Origin of the sequence: Enterobacter sp. BNK-8, from assembly GCF_048685095.1 — a bacterium.
Classification (GTDB): Bacteria; Pseudomonadota; Gammaproteobacteria; order Enterobacterales; family Enterobacteriaceae; genus Enterobacter; species Enterobacter quasiroggenkampii.
On record NZ_JBLQTN010000001.1, the window covers coordinates 897,095 to 916,817 of the forward strand.

The 19,723-nt window shown below is 54.1% G+C and carries 16 protein-coding genes and 1 pseudogene; 6 read left to right on the forward strand and 11 right to left on the reverse strand.

Features of this window, described 5'->3' with window-relative positions:
- Nucleotides 1-111: 111 nt before the first annotated feature.
- From nagD to nagB, 4 genes are read right to left on the reverse strand one after another with little or no spacing between them, the layout of a single operon-like run.
- The gene (gene nagD / locus ACMGGU_RS04305; RefSeq protein ID WP_008501057.1) at nt 112-864 is read right to left on the reverse strand and encodes a ribonucleotide monophosphatase NagD; all 753 of its coding nucleotides are present in this window, start codon (nt 862-864) and stop codon (nt 112-114) included.
- 46 nt (nt 865-910) lie between these two features.
- A complete protein-coding gene (gene nagC / locus ACMGGU_RS04310) occupies nt 911-2,131 on the reverse strand; it encodes a DNA-binding transcriptional regulator NagC (RefSeq protein WP_021242995.1) in 1,221 nt (406 codons plus the stop codon).
- Between the two features lie 8 nt (nt 2,132-2,139).
- On the reverse strand, nt 2,140-3,288 hold the full coding sequence (gene nagA / locus ACMGGU_RS04315) for an N-acetylglucosamine-6-phosphate deacetylase (protein ID WP_420300273.1): 1,149 nt from the start codon (nt 3,286-3,288) through the stop codon (nt 2,140-2,142).
- Between the two features lie 55 nt (nt 3,289-3,343).
- Nucleotides 3,344-4,144 carry a glucosamine-6-phosphate deaminase gene (nagB, locus tag ACMGGU_RS04320; RefSeq protein WP_008501061.1) on the reverse strand — a complete coding sequence of 267 codons (801 nt, stop codon included), beginning with the start codon at nt 4,142-4,144 and terminating at the stop codon, nt 3,344-3,346.
- 327 nt (nt 4,145-4,471) lie between these two features.
- Between nagB and nagE the strand changes: the two genes are divergently transcribed.
- The 4 genes from nagE (at nt 4,472) to chiQ (ending at nt 10,480) form a co-directional block, all read left to right on the forward strand.
- A complete protein-coding gene (gene nagE / locus ACMGGU_RS04325; protein ID WP_126534599.1) occupies nt 4,472-6,424 on the forward strand; it encodes a PTS N-acetyl glucosamine transporter subunit IIABC in 1,953 nt (650 codons plus the stop codon).
- A 169-nt stretch (nt 6,425-6,593) separates the two neighbouring features.
- Nucleotides 6,594-8,261 carry a glutamine--tRNA ligase gene (gene glnS / locus ACMGGU_RS04330; RefSeq protein ID WP_045909581.1) on the forward strand — a complete coding sequence of 556 codons (1,668 nt, stop codon included), beginning with the start codon at nt 6,594-6,596 and terminating at the stop codon, nt 8,259-8,261.
- Nucleotides 8,262-8,708: 447 nt separating this feature from the next.
- A complete protein-coding gene (chiP, locus tag ACMGGU_RS04335; protein ID WP_252077421.1) occupies nt 8,709-10,106 on the forward strand; it encodes a chitoporin ChiP in 1,398 nt (465 codons plus the stop codon).
- 47 nt (nt 10,107-10,153) lie between these two features.
- On the forward strand, nt 10,154-10,480 hold the full coding sequence (gene chiQ, locus ACMGGU_RS04340) for a ChiQ/YbfN family lipoprotein (protein WP_045909866.1): 327 nt from the start codon (nt 10,154-10,156) through the stop codon (nt 10,478-10,480).
- A gap of 92 nt (nt 10,481-10,572) precedes the next feature.
- On the opposite strand, the gene fur is transcribed toward chiQ, so the two are convergent.
- From fur to ybfF, 4 genes are all read right to left on the reverse strand, one after another.
- Nucleotides 10,573-11,019 carry a ferric iron uptake transcriptional regulator gene (gene fur, locus ACMGGU_RS04345; RefSeq protein ID WP_014169146.1) on the reverse strand — a complete coding sequence of 149 codons (447 nt, stop codon included), beginning with the start codon at nt 11,017-11,019 and terminating at the stop codon, nt 10,573-10,575.
- A gap of 290 nt (nt 11,020-11,309) precedes the next feature.
- The gene (gene fldA, locus ACMGGU_RS04350) at nt 11,310-11,840 is read right to left on the reverse strand and encodes a flavodoxin FldA (RefSeq protein ID WP_008501067.1); all 531 of its coding nucleotides are present in this window, start codon (nt 11,838-11,840) and stop codon (nt 11,310-11,312) included.
- A 155-nt stretch (nt 11,841-11,995) separates the two neighbouring features.
- Complete coding sequence (gene ybfE / locus ACMGGU_RS04355; protein WP_023310772.1) at nt 11,996-12,283, reverse strand: LexA regulated protein; 288 nt, start codon at nt 12,281-12,283, stop codon at nt 11,996-11,998.
- 128 nt (nt 12,284-12,411) lie between these two features.
- Entirely contained in the window at nt 12,412-13,185 is a 774-nt protein-coding gene (gene ybfF / locus ACMGGU_RS04360; RefSeq protein ID WP_252077420.1) for an esterase, read from the reverse strand.
- A gap of 183 nt (nt 13,186-13,368) precedes the next feature.
- On the opposite strand from ybfF, the gene seqA reads away from it, so the two are divergent.
- Both seqA and pgm read left to right on the forward strand, forming a co-directional pair.
- Nucleotides 13,369-13,917, forward strand: coding sequence for a replication initiation negative regulator SeqA (gene seqA / locus ACMGGU_RS04365; protein WP_008501070.1), 549 nt, complete (start codon nt 13,369-13,371; stop codon nt 13,915-13,917).
- Nucleotides 13,918-13,941: 24 nt separating this feature from the next.
- Nucleotides 13,942-15,582 (forward strand): phosphoglucomutase (alpha-D-glucose-1,6-bisphosphate-dependent), encoded by a 1,641-nt coding sequence (gene pgm / locus ACMGGU_RS04370; protein WP_048026964.1) that lies wholly within the window; start codon nt 13,942-13,944, stop codon nt 15,580-15,582.
- Between the two features lie 105 nt (nt 15,583-15,687).
- Here the strand turns inward: pgm and potE are convergent, their stop codons facing one another.
- The 3 genes and pseudogenes from potE to speFL form a co-directional block, all read right to left on the reverse strand.
- The gene (potE, locus tag ACMGGU_RS04375; protein ID WP_008501072.1) at nt 15,688-17,001 is read right to left on the reverse strand and encodes a putrescine-ornithine antiporter; all 1,314 of its coding nucleotides are present in this window, start codon (nt 16,999-17,001) and stop codon (nt 15,688-15,690) included.
- Nucleotides 16,998-19,186, reverse strand: a pseudogene (speF, locus tag ACMGGU_RS04380) (ornithine decarboxylase SpeF). Before speF ends, potE begins: the two are co-directional and overlap by 4 nt.
- A 254-nt stretch (nt 19,187-19,440) precedes the next feature.
- Complete coding sequence (speFL, locus tag ACMGGU_RS04385; RefSeq protein WP_003858645.1) at nt 19,441-19,545, reverse strand: leader peptide SpeFL; 105 nt, start codon at nt 19,543-19,545, stop codon at nt 19,441-19,443.
- Nucleotides 19,546-19,723: the final 178 nt, after the last annotated feature.

Genomic DNA, 19,723 nt, shown 5'->3' on the forward strand with positions numbered 1-19,723 from the left:
GTCGTGAGCGCTTTTATTGATGATTATGCAATGAAAGTGCTTTTCCGTTAGATGCAGTTGTGTTTTACAGGCGAGAAAATAAAAAACCACGCCCTGAGGCGTGGTTCGGAATCAGATAATGTCGATTTCGTCGACGGAGGGGTAAATCCAGCTTGGCCGGAACGGCATCGAATCAATGTCATCAAGCTGAGAGACGCCTGACAGGACCAGAATCGTCTCCAGGCCTGCCTGGAAACCGGCAAGAATATCGGTGCGCAGGTTGTCGCCGACAATCACGGTCTCTTCTGAGTGGGCCTGCATCTTGTTGAGTGCGGCACGGATGATCCACGGGCTGGGCTTGCCGACGTAGAACGGCTTGCGCCCGGAGATCTTCTCGATACCGGCACACAGCGCACCGCAGGCCGGATAAAAACCACGACCGTGGGTATCCGGGTTGGTCGCAATAAAGCGCGCGCCGTTAGCCACAAAGAAGGATGCCTTATGCATCATCTCCCAGTTGTAGGAGCGCGTTTCACCCACAATCACAAAGTCCGGGTTGACGTCGGTGATGGTAAAGCCCGCTTTGTATAGTTCATGGATCAGCGCACCTTCACCCACCACGTAGGCTTTTTTCCCTTCCTGACGCTTCAGAAAATCCGCCGTGGCCATCGCCGAGGTATAAAACACGCTGTCCGGGACGTCGACCCCTGCCGTGGCAAAGCGGTTTGCCAGATCCTGACCGGTCTGAGAAGGGTAGTTCGTGAGAAGAACCAGAGGCATTCCTTTGTCGATGATGCGGTGAAGAAACTCCGCAGCACCCGGCACGGCAACGTTGTCGTGCATCAGCACGCCGTCGATATCACAAATTACATTCTTAATGGTCATGGACAGTCCGACATTAAAAAAAAGAAGGCGTTACTATAAGGTCCGATCAACTTTCCAGCAAATGCTGGAGCAGAATTCCGTTGAGCATGGCGCGTTTGACCAGCGCGAACGCGCCAATCGCCGAACGATGGTCAAGCTTTGAACGAACCACCGGAAGATTCTGGCGGAATGCTTTCAGCGCCTGGGTGTTAATACAGCCTTCAATCGCGGGGAGCAGCACCTTTTCCGCTTCCACAATTTCACCGGCGATCACCACTTTTTGTGGGTTAAACAGGTTAATGGCGATGGCGATGGTTTTCCCCAGATGGCGCCCCACCTGCTCGATCACTTCACAGGCCAGCGCGTCGCCTTTATTAGCGGCTTTGCAGATGGTGCCTATCTTGCAGTCGTCCAGCGTGACGCGGCTTTGATAACCCTGTTCAAGCAGATGGCGAACGCGCTGCTCGATGGCCGTGTTGGCGGCGATGGTTTCAAGGCAGCCAAAGTTGCCGCAGTGGCAGCGCTCCCCGAGGGGCTCAACCTGAATGTGGCCGATCTCACCGACGTTACCGTTGCGGCCAATAAAGATTCGGCCGTTAGAGATAATGCCTGCGCCCGTTCCGCGGTGGACGCGCACCAGAATAGAGTCTTCACAGTCCTGGCTCGCACCAAAGTAGTGCTCTGCCAGCGCCAGAGAGCGGATGTCATGGCCCACAAAGCAGGTCACCTTGAAGCGCTTTTCCAGCGCGTCGACCAGCCCCCAGTTTTCAACCTGAATGTGCGGCATATAGCGGATCACGCCGCTTTCCGGGTCGACCAGACCGGGCAGTATTACCGAGATGGCGATGAGTTCGCGGATCTTACGCTGACAGCTTTCAATAAACTGCGCAATAGTATTCAGCAGCGCATGCTCCAGCGTCTCCTGGGTGCGCTCCGGAAGGGGATAATGCTCTTCCGCAATGGCTTTGCTGCTCAGATCGTACAGCGTGAGCGTGGTGTCATGACGGCCGAGCCGGACGCCAATCGCCTGGAAATTGCGGGTTTCGGTAATAATGGAGATGGCGCGGCGGCCCCCGGTGGAGGCCTGCTGATCGACTTCTTTGATCAGACCTCGCTCAATGAGCTGGCGGGTAATTTTTGTCACGCTGGCGGGAGCAAGCTGGCTTTGTTCGGCTATCTGAATCCGCGAGATGGGTCCGTGTTGGTCAATCAGGCGATACACCGCCGCACTGTTAAGTTGTTTAACGAGATCGACATTACCGATTTGAGCTTGTCCGCCAGGTGTCATACTTTTACTTACTCAGTGACGACCTCGTTACCATTAACGATGGTCTTAATAATTTTATAATCGTGTGTGAATGCCGTCAGGTTTGCAACCATACCTGGTGCAATTCCGCCGAGCTGTTTATCCACGCCGATTGCGCGGGCCGGATAAAGGGTTGCCATGCGCAGGACTTCCTCAAGCGCAATCCCGCAGTGCTCAACCAGGTTACGTACCCCTTCAATCATGGTCAAAGAGGAACCGCTCAGCGTACCGTTTTCATCCACACACAGTCCATTGCGGTAGTATATTGTTTTACCGGCAAAAATGAACTGCTCAATATTTGCACCTGCCGGCGCGGTAGCGTCCGTCACCAGGCAAAGCTTGTCACCTTTCAGCCGCTTGGCATTGCGAATGTTGGTGTAATCGACGTGTAAGCCGTCAGCAATAATGCCGCAGTAGACGTCTGGCTCATCCAGAATCGCCCCGACCAGACCCGGTTCACGCCCCGTGATATACGGCATCGCGTTATACAGGTGCGTCGCAAAGGTAATACCCGCGCGGAAACCGGCTTTCGCTTCTTTCAGCGTGGCGTTTGAGTGGCCTGCTGAAACCACAATTCCGGCGGCGGACAGCTTGCTGATGACGTCCGTGCCGGTCATTTCCGGTGCCAGCGTCACTTTGGTGATCACATCGGCGTTGGCACACATGTAGTCAACCAGCTCTGCATCGGGCTTACGCACGTAATCCGGGTTATGCGTTCCTTTCTTAACCATGTTCAGCCATGGTCCTTCAAGGTGCAGACCGAGCGCCTGATTTGGGTGTTTGGCCAGATATTCGCGCATCACGCGGATACCCTGCTTCATCAGGTCATCACTGCTGGTGATGAGCGTTGGTAGATAGCTGGTGCAGCCCGATTTCTCGTTGGCTTTCTGCATGATCTCCAGCGTTTCTACCGTTACCGCATCGGCGGTATCATTGAATTGCACACCGCCGCAGCCGTTGAGCTGTACGTCGATGAAACCGGGGGAGATTACTGCTCCATTGAGTGAGCGCTGTTCAATCTCCGGCGGTAGTTCTGCCAGCGGGCAAACACGTTCAATCAGGCCATTCGCGATAACAATCGCGTGGTCATCCAGAATTTCATGGCCGGTATAAATCCGACCGTGGGTTAAAGTGTACATAACGACCCCCGGTTAAAAAAAGCGGCCGCCTCTTGAGAAAGAGGCGGTTATTCAATTACAGACCTTTGATGTTCTCGGCTTCTAACTCGTTGAAGTATTTCAGCGTTTTAACCTTCAGCTCCATCGTGGACGGCTCGTCGCAGACGATGACTGATTTAGGATGCAGCTGCAGACAGCTGATGGTCCACATATGGTTAACGTTGCCTTCAACAGCAGCCTGGAGCGCCTGCGCTTTCACGCCGCCCAGCACCAGAATCATCACTTCTTCGGCATCCAGCAGGGTGCCTACGCCTACGGTCAGGGCGTATTTTGGAACCTGGTTAACGTCACCGTCAAAGAAGCGGGAGTTTGCCACGCGCGTGTCATGGGTCAGCGTTTTAATACGGGTACGAGAAGCCAGAGAGGACGCCGGTTCGTTAAACGCGATATGACCATCATTACCTACGCCACCCATGAACAGGTGGATTTTACCGTAGGAACGGATTTTTTCTTCATACTGACGGCATTCTGCGTCAATATCCGGCGCGTTTCCATTCAGCAGGTTAATATTTTCAGCAGGGATATCAACGTGATCAAAGAAATTGCGGTGCATAAAGCTATGGTAGCTTTCCGGGTGGTCTTTCGGTAAGCCAACGTATTCATCCATATTGAAGGTCACAACATGTTTGAAGCTAACCTGGCCTGCTTTATGCATCTCAACCAGCGCCTTGTAGGCGGTCAGCGGCGTGCCGCCGGTCGGAAGGCCAAGAACGAAAGGACGATCGGCGGTCGGCTTGAACGCGTTAATGCGGTTTACGATATGGCGAGCGGCCCATTTACCGACTTGTTCAGCAGTTGCCAGGGGAATCAGTCTCATTGTTCACCTCAAAGTTTAAGTAGAAGAGTGGGCGGATGGCTTCGGAACCTGATACTAAAGCGTAACCTGGAAACTTTCAGGCCGGATCAATCCGTCTTGATTTTTTGAATGATAAAATAAGTTTTCGCTGTTAGCCAGTGTAAGGGAGGTCTGAATACGATATTTGGTGACAAAAATCACAAAAAATAGGTGTTTAATTTGCGATACGAATTAATTTTTCACACACTCAGACTGCCAGTGAATTATCAACGGTATCTATCGTTCGTGACACAATAAAAACATAGTTTATGCGCGAGCCTGAAAAACGGGTCTCGTAGGGGGAATAGGATGAATATTTTAGGTTTTTTCCAGCGCCTCGGTAGGGCTTTGCAGCTCCCTATCGCCGTGCTACCGGTTGCAGCATTGCTGCTGCGATTCGGGCAACCCGATCTTCTCAACGTACCGTTTATTGCTCAGGCTGGCGGTGCTATTTTTGACAACCTGGCGCTGATTTTCGCCATCGGTGTTGCCTCAAGCTGGTCAAAAGACAGCGCGGGTGCTGCAGCGCTGGCAGGGGCAGTCGGTTATTTCATCCTGACGAAAGCGATGGTAACGATTAACCCGGAAATCAACATGGGCGTGCTGGCAGGTATCATTACCGGTCTGGTCGGTGGTGCTGTGTACAACCGCTGGGCAAACATTAAGCTGCCAGACTTCCTGAGCTTCTTTGGCGGCAAACGTTTCGTGCCGATCGCGACGGGCTTCTTCTGTCTGGTTCTGGCCGCTATCTTTGGCTACGTCTGGCCACCGGTACAGCATGCGATCCATGCGGGCGGTGAGTGGATTGTTTCAGCGGGTGCAGTGGGCTCAGGTATCTTTGGTTTTATCAACCGTCTGCTGATCCCAACCGGTCTGCATCAGGTGCTGAACACTATCGCATGGTTCCAGATTGGTGAGTTCACCAATGCTGCGGGCACCGTATTCCACGGCGACATCAACCGCTTCTACGCGGGTGACGGCACCGCAGGCATGTTCATGTCTGGCTTCTTCCCAATCATGATGTTTGGTCTGCCGGGCGCTGCGCTGGCAATGTACCTGGCTGCGCCAAAAGCGCGTCGCCCAATGGTTGGCGGCATGCTGCTGTCCGTTGCGATTACCGCGTTCCTGACCGGCGTAACCGAGCCGCTGGAATTCCTGTTCATGTTCCTGGCGCCGGTGCTGTACCTCATGCATGCGGTGCTTACCGGTATCAGCCTGTTTGTGGCGACCCTGCTGGGTATCCATGCTGGCTTCTCCTTCTCTGCAGGCGCGATCGACTACGTGTTGATGTACAACCTGCCGGCGGCAAGCAAGAACGTCTGGATGCTGGTGGTAATGGGTCTGGTCTTCTTCGTCATCTACTTCGTGCTGTTCACTGCGGTTATTCGTATGTTTAACCTCAAAACGCCGGGCCGCGAGGACACCAAAGACGAAGTAGTCACCAACGAAGCCAACAGCAATACCGAAGAGGGTCTGACTCAGCTGGCGACCAGCTATATTGCTGCCGTCGGGGGGACTGACAACCTGAAAGCCATTGACGCCTGCATCACCCGTCTGCGTCTGACGGTGGGTGACTCTGCGCGCGTCAGCGACGCAATGTGTAAACGCCTTGGTGCATCGGGCGTGGTTAAACTGAACAAACAAACTATCCAGGTTATCGTGGGCGCCAAAGCGGAATCCATCGGTGACGAAATGAAGAAAGTGGTTGCCCGTGGACCGGTCGCGGCGGCATCAACCGACAGCGCACCTGCGTCGACGGCTGCCCCGGTAGCGAAGCCGCAGGCCGTGCCTAACGCCGTGACGGTGGCCGCGCTGGTCTCTCCGGTAACGGGTGAGGTGGTTGACCTTGAGCAGGTACCTGACGAAGCGTTCGCCAGCAAAGCGGTTGGTGACGGTGTGGCGGTGAAACCAACGGATAAAACCGTGGTGTCTCCTGCTGCCGGTACTATCGTGAAAATCTTCAACACCAACCACGCGTTCTGCCTCGAAACCGACAAGGGCGCGGAGATCGTTGTCCATATGGGTATCGATACTGTTGCGCTGAATGGTCAGGGCTTTACTCGCCTGGTGGAAGAGGGCGCTGAAGTGGTGGCCGGGCAGCCGATTCTGGAAATGGATCTGGACTTCCTGAATGCCAACGCGCGTTCCATGATTAGCCCGGTGGTTTGCAGCAACATCGACGACTTCAGCGGTCTGGTCATCCAGGCGAAAGGTCAGGTTGTTGCGGGTCAAACCCCGCTGTACGAGATTAAAGGCAAGTAATCGCTCCTGAGTAGAGTCATGCCTTAAGCGGCGGGGGATATCCTCCGCCGCTTTTTTTTGCAGCAAATGCCCCCATTATTTTCTTCAGAGACGTTTTAAGGGTTGTCACTACGTCCGGCTTATAAGATCATATGCCGTTATACGTTGTTTACGCTTTGAGGAATCCACGATGAGTGAGGCTGAAGCCCGCCCGAGTAACTTTATTCGTCAGATCATCGATGAAGATCTGGCCAGTGGTAAGCACACCACAATTCATACCCGTTTTCCGCCGGAGCCGAATGGCTACCTGCATATCGGGCATGCGAAGTCCATCTGCCTGAACTTTGGCATTGCGCAAGACTACCAGGGACAGTGCAACCTGCGTTTCGATGACACAAACCCAGTAAAAGAAGACATCGAATACGTTGAGTCCATCAAAAATGACGTGCAATGGCTGGGCTTCAACTGGTCTGGCGATATCTGCTACTCCTCTGACTACTTTGATCAGCTGTATGCCTACGCGGTAGAGCTTATCAACAAAGGTCTGGCGTATGTTGACGAACTGTCTGCAGATGAGATCCGTGAGTACCGCGGTACGCTGACCGCGCCGGGCAAAAACAGCCCGTTCCGCGATCGCAGCGTGGAAGAGAACCTGGCGCTGTTTGAAAAAATGCGCGCCGGTGGTTTCGAAGAAGGCAAAGCCTGCCTGCGTGCCAAAATTGACATGGCATCGCCGTTCATCGTAATGCGCGATCCGGTGCTGTATCGTATTAAGTTCGCTGAACACCACCAGACTGGCAACAAGTGGTGCATCTACCCGATGTACGACTTCACCCACTGCATCAGCGATGCGCTGGAAGGCATCACCCACTCGCTGTGTACGCTGGAGTTCCAGGACAACCGTCGTCTGTACGACTGGGTGCTGGATAACATCACCATTCCGGTGCATCCGCGCCAGTACGAGTTCTCTCGTCTGAATCTGGAATACACCGTGATGTCCAAGCGTAAGCTGAACCTGCTGGTGACCGACAAGCACGTTGAAGGCTGGGATGACCCGCGTATGCCGACCATCTCCGGTCTTCGCCGTCGTGGCTACACCGCGGCGTCAATCCGTGAATTCTGCAAGCGTATCGGCGTGACCAAGCAGGACAACACCATTGAGATGGCCTCTCTGGAATCCTGCATTCGCGAAGATCTCAACGAAAACGCCCCGCGCGCGATGGCCGTTATCGATCCGGTGAAACTGGTCATCGAGAACTATCCGCAGGGCGAGAGCGAGCTGGTCTCCATGCCTAACCATCCGAACAAACCGGAAATGGGAAGCCGTGACGTGCCGTTCAGCGGCGAGATCTGGATTGACCGCGCTGACTTCCGTGAAGAAGCCAACAAGCAGTACAAGCGTCTGGTGCTGGGTAAAGAAGTGCGTCTGCGTAATGCTTACGTCATCAAAGCCGAGCGCGTTGAAAAAGATGCGGAAGGGAATATCACCACCATCTTCTGTTCTTATGACGCTGAAACGCTGAGTAAAGATCCGGCGGATGGCCGCAAGGTGAAAGGCGTTATCCACTGGGTGAGCGCAACCCACGCGCTGCCGGTCGAGATCCGTCTTTACGATCGCCTGTTCAGCGTGCCTAACCCAGGTGCGGCGGAAGACTTCCTGGCGACCATCAACCCGGAATCGCTGGTGATTAAGCAGGGTTATGCGGAGCCGTCCCTGAAAGCGGCTGAAGCGGGCAAAGCGTTCCAGTTCGAACGTGAAGGTTACTTCTGCCTGGACAGCCGTTACAGCACGGCGGAAAAACCGGTATTTAACCGTACCGTAGGCCTGCGTGATACCTGGACGAAGATCGGCGAATAATATTCCTGTTCTGGTCAATGAGAGACAAACGCTGCATTATGCGGCGTTTTTTTTATTTAACGATCAGAGTATTAAGCCAGGGACTAAAGAGGCGTTCTGAAAATAACAGGTCAATGAGGTGCTACTTATTTTTTAAAAAAAAGTTTGTGTCATTGCCAAAATTAAAAAGGTGATAAAAAAGGAACGCAATCTCACGCCTGGCCACTGAAAAACCTGATAATTACCCGTCATTCCTCGCCTTCCTGTAAATGTTACAAAGCACTACCAATTATGTGCACTTCGTCATAATCCTGACTTTTGCCCGCTGAAAAGCATTGATAATTCGCGTCGCGAAAAATAACCTAAAGACGGTAGTTAATTCGAGGGTATTTAAAACTACCCCTGACCATTTGGTCTTTTTTATTTACGCCGTTTCAGGCGTTTTAATTCGTCAAAGAGGAATAATCTATGCGTACGTTCAGTGGCAAACGTAGTGCGCTGGCGCTGGCTATTGCCGGTGTGACAGCAATGTCGGGCCTGGTGATTGCGCCAGAGGCAAAAGCAGCGGGTTTCATCGAAGATTCTACCCTCACGGGCGGTATTTATTACTGGCAGCGTGAGCGTGACCGTAAAGACGTCACTGAAGATAAATACAAAACCAACCTCTCGCACTCCACCTGGAACGCCAATCTGGACTTCCAGTCAGGCTACGCCGCGGATATGTTCGGTCTGGATATTGCCGCGTTCACCGCGATCGAAATGGCGGAAAACGGCGACAGCGGCCACCCGAACGAAATCGCCTTCTCCTCCAGCAACAAAGCCTATGATGAAGACTGGTCCGGGGATAAGAGCGGTATCAGCCTTTACAAAGCCGCAGCGAAATTCAAATACGGCCCGGTCTGGGCGCGTGGGGGGTATATTCAGCCAACTGGCCAGACGCTGTTAGCCCCACACTGGAGCTTTATGCCGGGTACCTATCAGGGGGCGGAAGCAGGGGCTAACTTTGACTACGGCGATACGGGTGCGCTGAGCTTCTCCTATATGTGGACCAACGAGTACAAAGCACCGTGGCACATTGAGATGGACAAGTTCTACCAGAACGATAAGAAAACCAAGGTCGATTACCTCCACTCGCTGGGTGCGAAATACGACTTCAAAAACGATCTGGTTCTCGAAGCGGCATTTGGCCAGGCGCAAGGGTATATCGATCAATACTTTGCCAAGGCCAGCTATAAGTTCGATATCGCGGGTAGCCCATTGAGTACCAGCTACCAGTTCTACGGTACGCGCGACAAAGTCAGTAACGGTGGTGTCAACGACATCTACGACGGCACCGCGTGGCTGCAGGCGCTCACCTTTGGCTACAAGGTCGGTCAGGTTGATTTGCGTCTTGAAGGCACATGGGTGAAAGCAGAAGGGCAGCAGGGCTACTTCCTGCAGCGTATGACCCCGACCTACGCCTCCTCCAACGGTCGTCTTGATATCTGGTGGGATAACCGCTCCGACTTCAACGCCGACGGTGAGAAAGCGGTCTTCTTCGGCGCAATGTACGATCTGAAAAACTGGAACCTGCCTGGCTGGGCGGTGGGCGCGTCTTACGCTTACGCCTGGGATGCAAAACCTGCCGACATGGCAACACCGGATGCTTACTACGATCCAAACTATCGCCTGAAAGAGTCTTCCTACAGCCTGGATGCAATCTATACCCTGCAGGATGGCCGCGCGAAAGGCACGATGTTCAAACTGCACTTCACCCAGTACGACAACCACTCCGATATCCCGAGCTACGCGGGCGGTTACGGCAACATCTTCCAGGATGAACGTGACGTGAAATTCATGGTTATCGCACCGTTCACCATCTTCTGATGAATCGTCCGGCGGGTCAGCTCCCGCCGGACCGGAGACTGCATATGATGAAAAAAATCGTAATCGTCGCGCTGTTGGCATCGGGGCTGGTGGCGTGCGCCCAGACTCAGGCACCGAAAGAGGATTCCCGTCTCAGGGAGGCCTACAGCGCCTGTATTAATACTGCGGAAGGCTCGCCGGAGAAAATTGAAGCCTGCCAGAGCGTGCTGAATGTGCTGAAGAAAGAAAAAGCGCACGAGCAGTTTGCGACGCAGGAAAATGTCCGGGTGATGGATTACCAGGCCTGTATCCAGGCGCGTAAAACCGGTAACGATCAGGAAGTGGCGAAGCGTTGCGATAAGATCTGGAACGAGATACGCAATAACAATAAATAAGTTGCTTTACGCCCGGTAGCGCAGCGCCACCGGGCTTTTTTTCAGGCAAAAAAAAGCCAACCTTGCGGCTGGCTCAGAGTATGAATACTCGCTTATTTTGCGTCGTGCGCGTGGTCATCTTCACGGCAGTCGCCTTCAGCGCAGTGACCGTAAAGGTACAGGCTGTGGTTGGTGAGGCGGATACCGTGACGCGCGGCGATTTCACGCTGACGCGCTTCGATGGAATCATCGCTAAATTCAATGACCTTGCCACAGTCGAGGCAGATCAGGTGATCGTGGTGCTGCTGCTGGGTCAGTTCGAATACAGATTTACCGCCTTCGAAATTATGACGGGTGACAATGCCCGCGTCATCAAACTGGTTCAGCACGCGATAGACGGTAGCCAGCCCAATCTCTTCACCCATGTCGATAAGACGTTTATAAAGGTCTTCCGCACTGACATGGTGATTGTCTGGACCCTGAAGCACTTCGAGGATTTTTAACCGAGGAAGCGTAACTTTCAGGCCAGCCTTCTTTAATGCGGTATTGTTGTCAGTCATGCGGAATCTGTCCTGTTGCTAAACGATTCACTTCTGTAGGAAGTGACAGAAAATGCACCTGGGATAATGCGTCTCATTATAGAACTGCCATGGCTAAATGAAAACTGCAAGTCTCAGGCAAAATATGCTTATAAAAATGGGGTATCACCAACAAACTTGCTCGATGGAAAACCACATTTATCAGGGAGACATTGTACAGGTCTGGGCGAAAAAGTTAAAAGATTGTAGCAATTAATTTAATCGGTTTGACCTGGTGCACGGGCGCAACCGCCGTTGCGCCGCGAGAAAAATCAGGCGTTAAGAATATCGTCCAGGTGCAGTTCTTCACGGATCTGCTTAACCCATTTCTCAACGCGCTCTGCGGTCAGTTCTGGCTGACGGTCTTCGTCGATGGCCAGACCCACGAAGTGATCGTCATCGGCCAGGCCTTTAGATGCTTCGAAGTGATAACCGGCGGTCGGCCAGTGGCCGACGATCACTGCGCCATTCGGCTCAATGATGTCGCGGATGGTACCCAGCGCGTCACAGAAGTACTCGGCGTAGTCTTCCTGATCGCCGCAGCCAAACAGGGCGACCAGCTTACCGTTGAAGTCCACTTCTTCCAGCGTCGGGAAGAAATCATCCCAGTCACACTGGGCTTCACCGTAGTACCAGGTCGGAATACCCAGCAGCAGAATGTCATAGCCTTCGAGATCTTCTTTGCTGCTCTTGGCGATGTCATGCACATCAGCAACGTCTTTACCGAGCTGTTTTTGAATGTTTTTCGCGATATTTTCGGTATTGCCGGTATCACTGCCAAAGAAAATGCCGATGATTGCCATGAGTAAAATAACCTCTTGAAACTTAATAGTATGGTGGCGCAATTCGGCCACGGATAAGGGCAATAATAGCAGAACTGGCAACCCTGCGGAAACAGCTATCGCGCAGGACTGCACTCTGTGCTACATGAAAAGGGTAATTAAGGGAATTTTCAGACTTATGCCTGGCCGCGCAATGTCTCAAGCTGGGCGATCAGCATCTCTTCAATGAGCTCGCTGCGGCTGATATTTCGCGCCTCGGCCAGCTCGTTAAGTGCATCGACCGCGTCAGCGTTGAGCTTCAGTTCGACACGCTTAAGCCCACGATTTTTATCGCGTTTAAGCTGATTGCGTTTATTGATACGCAGCTGTTCATCGCGCGAAAGCGGATTCGTCTTCGGTCGTCCCGGGCGACGCTCATTCGCGAACAGATCTAGTGTCGTACGGTCCGTTTGTTCTTTGGCCATGATTCTGAGACTTCGGGGGAAACACGCCGCCCTGCTAATGCCCGGGCGATAAGCGCGCCATCATACATCACCAAAAACGGCGCGCCAACGACTGGAAGCCCGCAGCCATCCAGTCGCTCTCTTTTTAATCAATTTGCAGTATCAGTAAGATAGCGGCGAATGGCGCGCAGTACGGCGTCAGGTTTTTCCGCATGCACCCAGTGCCCGGCTCCGGCAATGACGTGGGCGCGAGCCTGCGGGAATTGCGCCAGTATGGCGTCGCGGTACGCGTCGGTAACGTAAGGGGAGTTACCGCCGCGAATAAAGAGGGTAGGGTGCGGCCAGGCGGGTACGGTTTGCCAGCCCACAATATTGTTGTACTGGTTCCAGAGCACCGGCACGTTAAAACGCCACTGGCCGTCAACAAACGACTTCAGCAGGAACTGCACGACGCCTTCTTCATCAAGATGCTCACGCATGATGGTAGCTGCCTGCTGGCGAGTCGCGACACCCGCTTCGGTGACCGCATTGATGGCGGCAAAAATCTCGTCGTGACGGCGCACGTCGTAATCCACGGGCGCAACATCAATCACCACCAGGCCGTTAATACGCTCCGGGGCCAGCGCCGTCAGGGCCATCACCGCTTTGCCGCCCATTGAATGCCCGATGAGGGTGACCTTTTGCAGATCGTTGGCATCCAGCGTATCCAGCAGATCCTGCGCCATCGCGGCGTAGGTCATCTCGTCGGAACGGCCGGAAAGACCGTGATTGCGCATATCAACCTGTAAGATATCGTGATCGGTAACCAGATCGCGCGCCAGCACGCCCAGGTTATCCAGGCTGCCAAAAAGCCCGTGAACCAGTACGATGGGAGAATTATTGTTCGGCGATTGTGCAGTTTGCGCTCGGGTATTCAATTTCATGGCAAAGTTCTTTTTTTACGTATGTCAGGTTAGGGTATCATGTTGACCATTCTGCCGCCCGGCTGCAAGGTTCCAGTTTAATCTGACTTTTGCCGCCAACCTGGTTTGACGCTATCCGCTGTTGGGATTTGACCTTATAATCCCAATGACTTGTATTCAGATAAGATATCGCACTGGATTAAGATGAAAACAATCGAAGTTGATGACGAACTCTATCAGTATATTGCCAGCCAGACGCGGCATATCGGGGAGAGCGCGTCCGACATTTTACGGCGCATGCTTAAAATTTCCGCCGCTTCACAGCCTGCTACCCCAGTCACCAAAGATGTCGTGTCTCAGCCAAGCGTTGTTGCACAAGCAAAACCTGCCGTGACGCCGGCAAAAGATAAAGTGCGCGCGATGCGCGAGCTGCTGCTCTCCGATGAATACGCGGAGCAGAAAAAGGCGGTCAACCGCTTTATGCTGGTGCTGTCTACACTTTATTCACTGGATAACAAAGCGTTTGCTGAAGCGACCGAGTCACTGCATGGTCGTACTCGCGTCTACTTCGCGGGCGACGAGCAGACGCTGCTGCAAAATGGCAATCAAACCAAACCCAAACATGTTCCTGGCACCCCGTACTGGGTGATCACCAATACCAACACGGGCCGCAAGTGCAGCATGATTGAACACATCATGCAGTCCATGCAGTTCCCGGCGGAATTGATTGAAAAGGTTTGCGGTACAATTTAACCCTTGCATCAGAAGGACCCGGTAATGGCAAATCACAGCCGTGCAGGCCAACCTGCACAACAAAGCGATTTGATTAACGTCGCTCAGCTGACCGCGCAGTATTACGTGCTGAAGCCGGTCGTGGGCAACGCAGAACACGCAGTGAAGTTTGGTACATCTGGTCACCGCGGCAGCGCGGCGCGCCACAGCTTTAACGAACCGCACATTCTGGCCATTGCTCAGGCCATTGCGGAAGAGCGCGCTAAAAACGGCGTTACCGGTCCGTGCTACGTGGGGAAAGATACCCATGCCCTGTCTGAACCGGCCTTTATTTCCGTGCTGGAAGTTCTGACAGCGAACGGCGTTGATGTGATTGTTCAGGAGAACAACGGCTTCACCCCAACGCCTGCGGTGTCTAACGCCATCCTGGTACACAACAAAAAAGGTGGCGCGCTGGCTGACGGTATCGTTATCACGCCATCCCACAACCCACCGGAAGATGGCGGCATCAAATACAACCCGCCTAACGGTGGCCCGGCAGACACCAACGTCACCAAAGTGGTTGAAGATCGTGCGAACGCCTTGCTGGCCGACGGTCTGAAAGGCGTGAAGCGCATCTCTCTGGATGCGGCCATGGCGTCCGGCCACGTAAAAGAGCAGGATCTGGTTCAGCCGTTCGTGGAAGGTCTGGCGGATATCGTCGATATGGCGGCCATCCAGAAAGCCGGCCTGAAGCTGGGTGTGGATCCGCTGGGCGGCTCCGGTATTGAATACTGGAAACGTATTGCCGAGCACTACAAGCTGGATCTGACCATCGTGAACGATCACGTCGATCAGACCTTCCGTTTTATGCACCTGGACAAAGACGGCGCGATCCGCATGGACTGCTCCTCCGAGTGCGCAATGGCGGGCCTGCTGGCGCTGCGTGATAAATTTGATCTGGCGTTTGCTAACGACCCGGATTACGACCGCCACGGTATCGTCACCCCTGCCGGGCTGATGAACCCGAACCACTATCTGGCAGTCGCGATTAACTACCTGTTCCAGCACCGTCCGCAGTGGGGCAAAGAGGTGGCTGTCGGTAAAACGCTGGTTTCCTCCGCGATGATCGACCGCGTGGTGGACGCGCTGGGCCGCAAGCTGGTGGAAGTGCCGGTGGGCTTCAAATGGTTTGTTGACGGTCTGCACGACGGCAGCTTTGGCTTCGGTGGTGAAGAGAGCGCGGGGGCCTCTTTCCTGCGCTTCGACGGCACGCCATGGTCAACCGATAAAGACGGCATCATCATGTGCCTGCTGGCGGCGGAGATCACCGCGGTCACCGGTAAAAACCCGCAGGAACATTACAACGACCTGGCGGCACGCTTTGGTGCGCCAAGCTATAACCGTATTCAGGCCAGCGCAACGTCAGCCCAGAAAGCAGCCCTGTCCAAACTCTCTCCTGAGATGGTCAGCGCAAGCACCCTGGCCGGCGACCCGATTACTGCGCGTCTGACGGCGGCACCGGGTAACGGCGCCTCCATTGGTGGGCTGAAAGTGATGACCGAAAACGGCTGGTTCGCTGCGCGTCCATCCGGCACGGAAGATGCGTATAAAATCTATTGCGAAAGCTTCCTCGGCGCTGAGCATCGTCAGCAGATTGAGAAAGAAGCGGTAGAGATTGTCAGCGAAGTGCTGAAAAACGCGTAAGTGGTGTTCGGGTGCGGGCTGATGCCCTCACCCCCGGCCCTCTCCCACAGGGAGAGGGAGAAAACACTAAAAACGGCAACCCATGGGTTGCCGTTTTGCTTTTACCTAACTGTGCTTATTCTTCAATTCAAACCGCGGTGACACCAGACCGTACAGCGTCCAGCCCATAAAGGTCACCATCGCGCCATACAGCATCGCTTCCTGGCCGGAGGAATAGAGTGCATAGAAGCTGTAGATTGCCCCAATCAGCGCCACGATATTTGCCGCACGCGCCTTGCGTGGATCAACCTTCGCGACTTTCTGAATAATCACCAGCGCCGCCATCGACAGGATATACGGAATGATATTCGTCACGACCGCCAGGTTGACCAGCACGTTGAACTGGCTGTTCAGCGACGGGCTAATGGTCATCAGCGACAATCCACTCTGGAAGATGACAATCGCCAGCATGCCCTGCACCGGCGCATCGGCTTTGGTGACGCGGGAGAAGATTTTTGGGAAATAACCTTCATCAGCCGAGGATTTAAACACCTGCGCGATGGTGAACTGCCAGCCAAGGAGTGAACCGCAGCACGACATGACCATCAGACCCATAATCACTTTCCCGACTTCCGGCGTGAACATCTGCGCGAAGGCCAGCCCGAACGGCGCCGTGGAGTTGGCCAGATCCATGTTCGGAACGATGCCCGCAATGACGTTCGTCGAGACGATATAGATCACCGCCGCGCCCAGCGTACCGCCGAGGACCGCAATCGGGACGTTCTTTTCGGGATTATCAACGACTTCTGCGTTCGCGCAGGCGGATTCCAGACCGAGGAAGGCCCAGAGCGTCATGGCGATAGAAGAGCCGACTGCGCTGAAGAACGGCACATGGTGCGGGTTCCAGGAGTTGGCGTACAGGGTCGGGCTGAACCAGAACCAGCCGATGATGCACAGGCCGACAACCGGAATAATCACGCCCCAGACGGTGATGCTGCTGAGCTGTCCGGTGATACGCGCGCCGCCAAAGTTAGCCACGGTGCAGATCCACAGCACGCCGATGGTGGCTAAACCAATCTGTACCGGGCTGAGCGTCGCGCCAAACAGCTCCGTACCGTAGCCCACGGCGGAGATGGCAATCGCCACGTTGGCGATCAGCAATGATACCCCGTAGGTATAGTTGGCCATAAAGTTGCCCGACTTGCCAAAGGCATACTCGGCGTAGCCTCCCATGCCGCCTGACTTGCGGCTGAACATCCCGCACTTGGCAAATGCCCACGCCAGCGCCATCGAGCCGACGGCGGTCACCAGCCAGGAGATGATTGAAATGGTTCCTACTTCGGCGAGCTTGGTGGGCAGCATGATGATGCCGGAGCCCATCATGTTCACCATGGTGAGGATGGTCAGCTGCACCACGCCCATCTTATTGGACTTACTCATAATTTCTCTCCTTTCAGCAGCGCGGGCTGAGCGGCGGGTTGTTTGATGACGTTACAGCGAACCTGTTTACGGCCCTCACACTCCTCGACGTACACACCCTGCAGCTCCGGTGCAAAGCCCGGCAGCAGGTTGATGCCTTCTTCCAGCGCGGTGAAGTAGCGCAGCACGGAGCCGCCCCAGACCTCCCCAGGGACAACGCACAGCACCCCCGGCGGATAAGGCAGGGCGCCTTCCGGCCTTCCGCGTCGCGCAGGGAGACCAGTTCCACTTCTCCGCGCAGATAGGCATAGTTCGCGTCCTGCGGATTCATCATCACGCGTGGGAAATGGGACTTGCGGAACATCTCTTTCTGCAGCTGTTTTACGTTGTGACGGGCGTACAGGTCATGCATCTCCTGGCAGATCTGGCGCAGGGTGTAATCCGCGTAACGTTCCGGATGTTGTTTGTAGAGAGAAGGCAGGACGTCTTTCAGCGGAGCATCGCTCTCGAGCAGTTTTTCGAAACGCACCAGCTGCGCCACCAACTGCTGCAGTTTGCCCATATCTTCCGCAGGCGTGAGCAGGAACAGGATCGAGTTGAGATCGCATTTCTCCGGCACGATGCCATTTTCACGCAGGAAGTTGGCGAGGATGGTGGCGGGCACGCCGAAATCGTCATACTCGCCGGTGCGGGCGTTAATGCCCGGCGTGGTTAGCAGCAGCTTGCACGGGTCGATAAAATACTGATGCTCGGCGTAGCCTTCAAAAGCGTGCCAGTTTTCACCCGGCACGAAGTGGAAGAAGCGCAGATCGGTCGCAATCTCCGCCGTGTCCCAGCTTTCCCACGGACGACCCTCCACCGTCTCCGGCACGAAGGGGCGCAGATACCGGCAGTTCTCCAGGATTAGCTTACGCGCTTCAATACCGTTCACCACGCAGTCCATCCACATGTTGCGGCCGCTCTGGCCTTCATGCATACGGGCGTTGATGTCCAGCGCGGCAAACAGCGGATAGAACGGGCTGGTGGAGGCGTGCATCATAAAGGCATTATTCAGCCGCTTATGCGGGACATAGCGCTGCTGGCCTTTGATGTGGCTGTCTTTCTTGTGAATTTGCGAGGTCTGCGAGAAGCCAGCCTGCTGTTTATGCACGGACTGGGTAACCAAAATCCCCGGATCGTTTTCGTTCAGCTCCAGCAGCAGCGGAGAGCAGTCGGCCATCATCGGGATAAACTGCTCGTAACCCACCCAGGCGGAGTCAAACAGGATGTAATCACACAGATGCCCAATCTTATCCACCACCTGACGGGCGTTGTAGATGGTGCCATCGTAGGTGCCCAGTTGGATCACCGCCAGACGGAACGGACGCGCATCGCGCGCACGGCCCGGTGCAACTTCGGCCACCAGCTCGCGCAGGTAATGTTCTTCAAAACAGTGGGCGTCAATGCCGCCGATAAAGCCGTACGGGTTGCGCGCCGTTTCCAGATAGATCGGCGTTGCGCCTGCCTGGAGGAGGGCACCGTGATGGTTGGATTTGTGGTTATTACGGTCGAACAGTACCAGGTCGCCCGGGGTGAGCAGGGCGTTAAGCACCACTTTGTTAGATGACGAGGTGCCGTTCAGCACGAAGTAGGTCTTATCGGCATTAAAGACCTTCGCTGCATGTTGCTGCGCAATGCACGGCGCGCCCTCGTGAATCAGCAGATCGCCCATTGCGACGTCGGCGTTACACAGATCGGCGCGGAAAAGCCTCTCGCCAAAGAAATCAACGAACTGATTACCGGCAGGATGGCGGCGGAAGAACTGGCCGCCCTGATGACCCGGGCAGTCAAACGCGCTGTTGCCCTGCTTCACATAGTCGACCAGGGCGCGGAAAAACGGCGGGCGCAGCTGGGTTTCATACCGCAGGGCAGCCGCTTCCAGTTGGCGTCCATAAAAGTCGTTGCTGGTGTCTGAATACTCAAATACGCCATGAATGCGCGATAAATAGTCTGCCGGAATGATCTCTTCTTTATGCGTCGCAACAAAAACAGGAATGCCAAATCCGGTGGCTTCTATTTCCTCCAGTATGCCGTCGGTAATATCACTGACCGCCAGCACAATAGCGGCAACGTCGATATAATCAGAGGTTCTGACATCCACCAGTTCACGCTGGGTGGTAAAGCAATCCGGGCATGCACGGCTGGCTGCGATTTTTAAACTTTTCATCTTTCTCTCTTTATTTTAGGTAATAAGCGTCCCTCGATTTCTTGCAAGAAAGAAATCGATAATTTTCCGGAAAAAAAGCAAAGGGTGGCCGCTGATTAAAATCAGTACATTGCTTTTTTGATGATTGAAATTCAGTCCGCCCGGTGCGGATGAGTCTGAATCAAAATGAATGAGCGCACGAGTTCACAGGCAAAAGCCTGTAAAATAAGATGTTTCAGGATAACCTGTAAGCGAGTGCGCCAGAAGTCGAAGGACTACCGGGCATTAAAGAGATGAAAGTCAAAGCAGTTTCGGTGGGCAAACATCATGATATGTGTTGTCCGCCTTATATGGGGCATTAAACGATTGTTGTTTTCCATGATTCATTTTCCTTTCAGTAATTGAAAGCACGGTCATTTTATCCAGGAAAAGGCGATTAACTGTGAAGAAGATCACCGTTAACCGATCATTTCAGAAATAAATAGTCGTTTTTGATGAATATCGCAGATCAAAACTCTGATTTGTTACCGATGAGTTAACAGGACGTTTTATCAATGT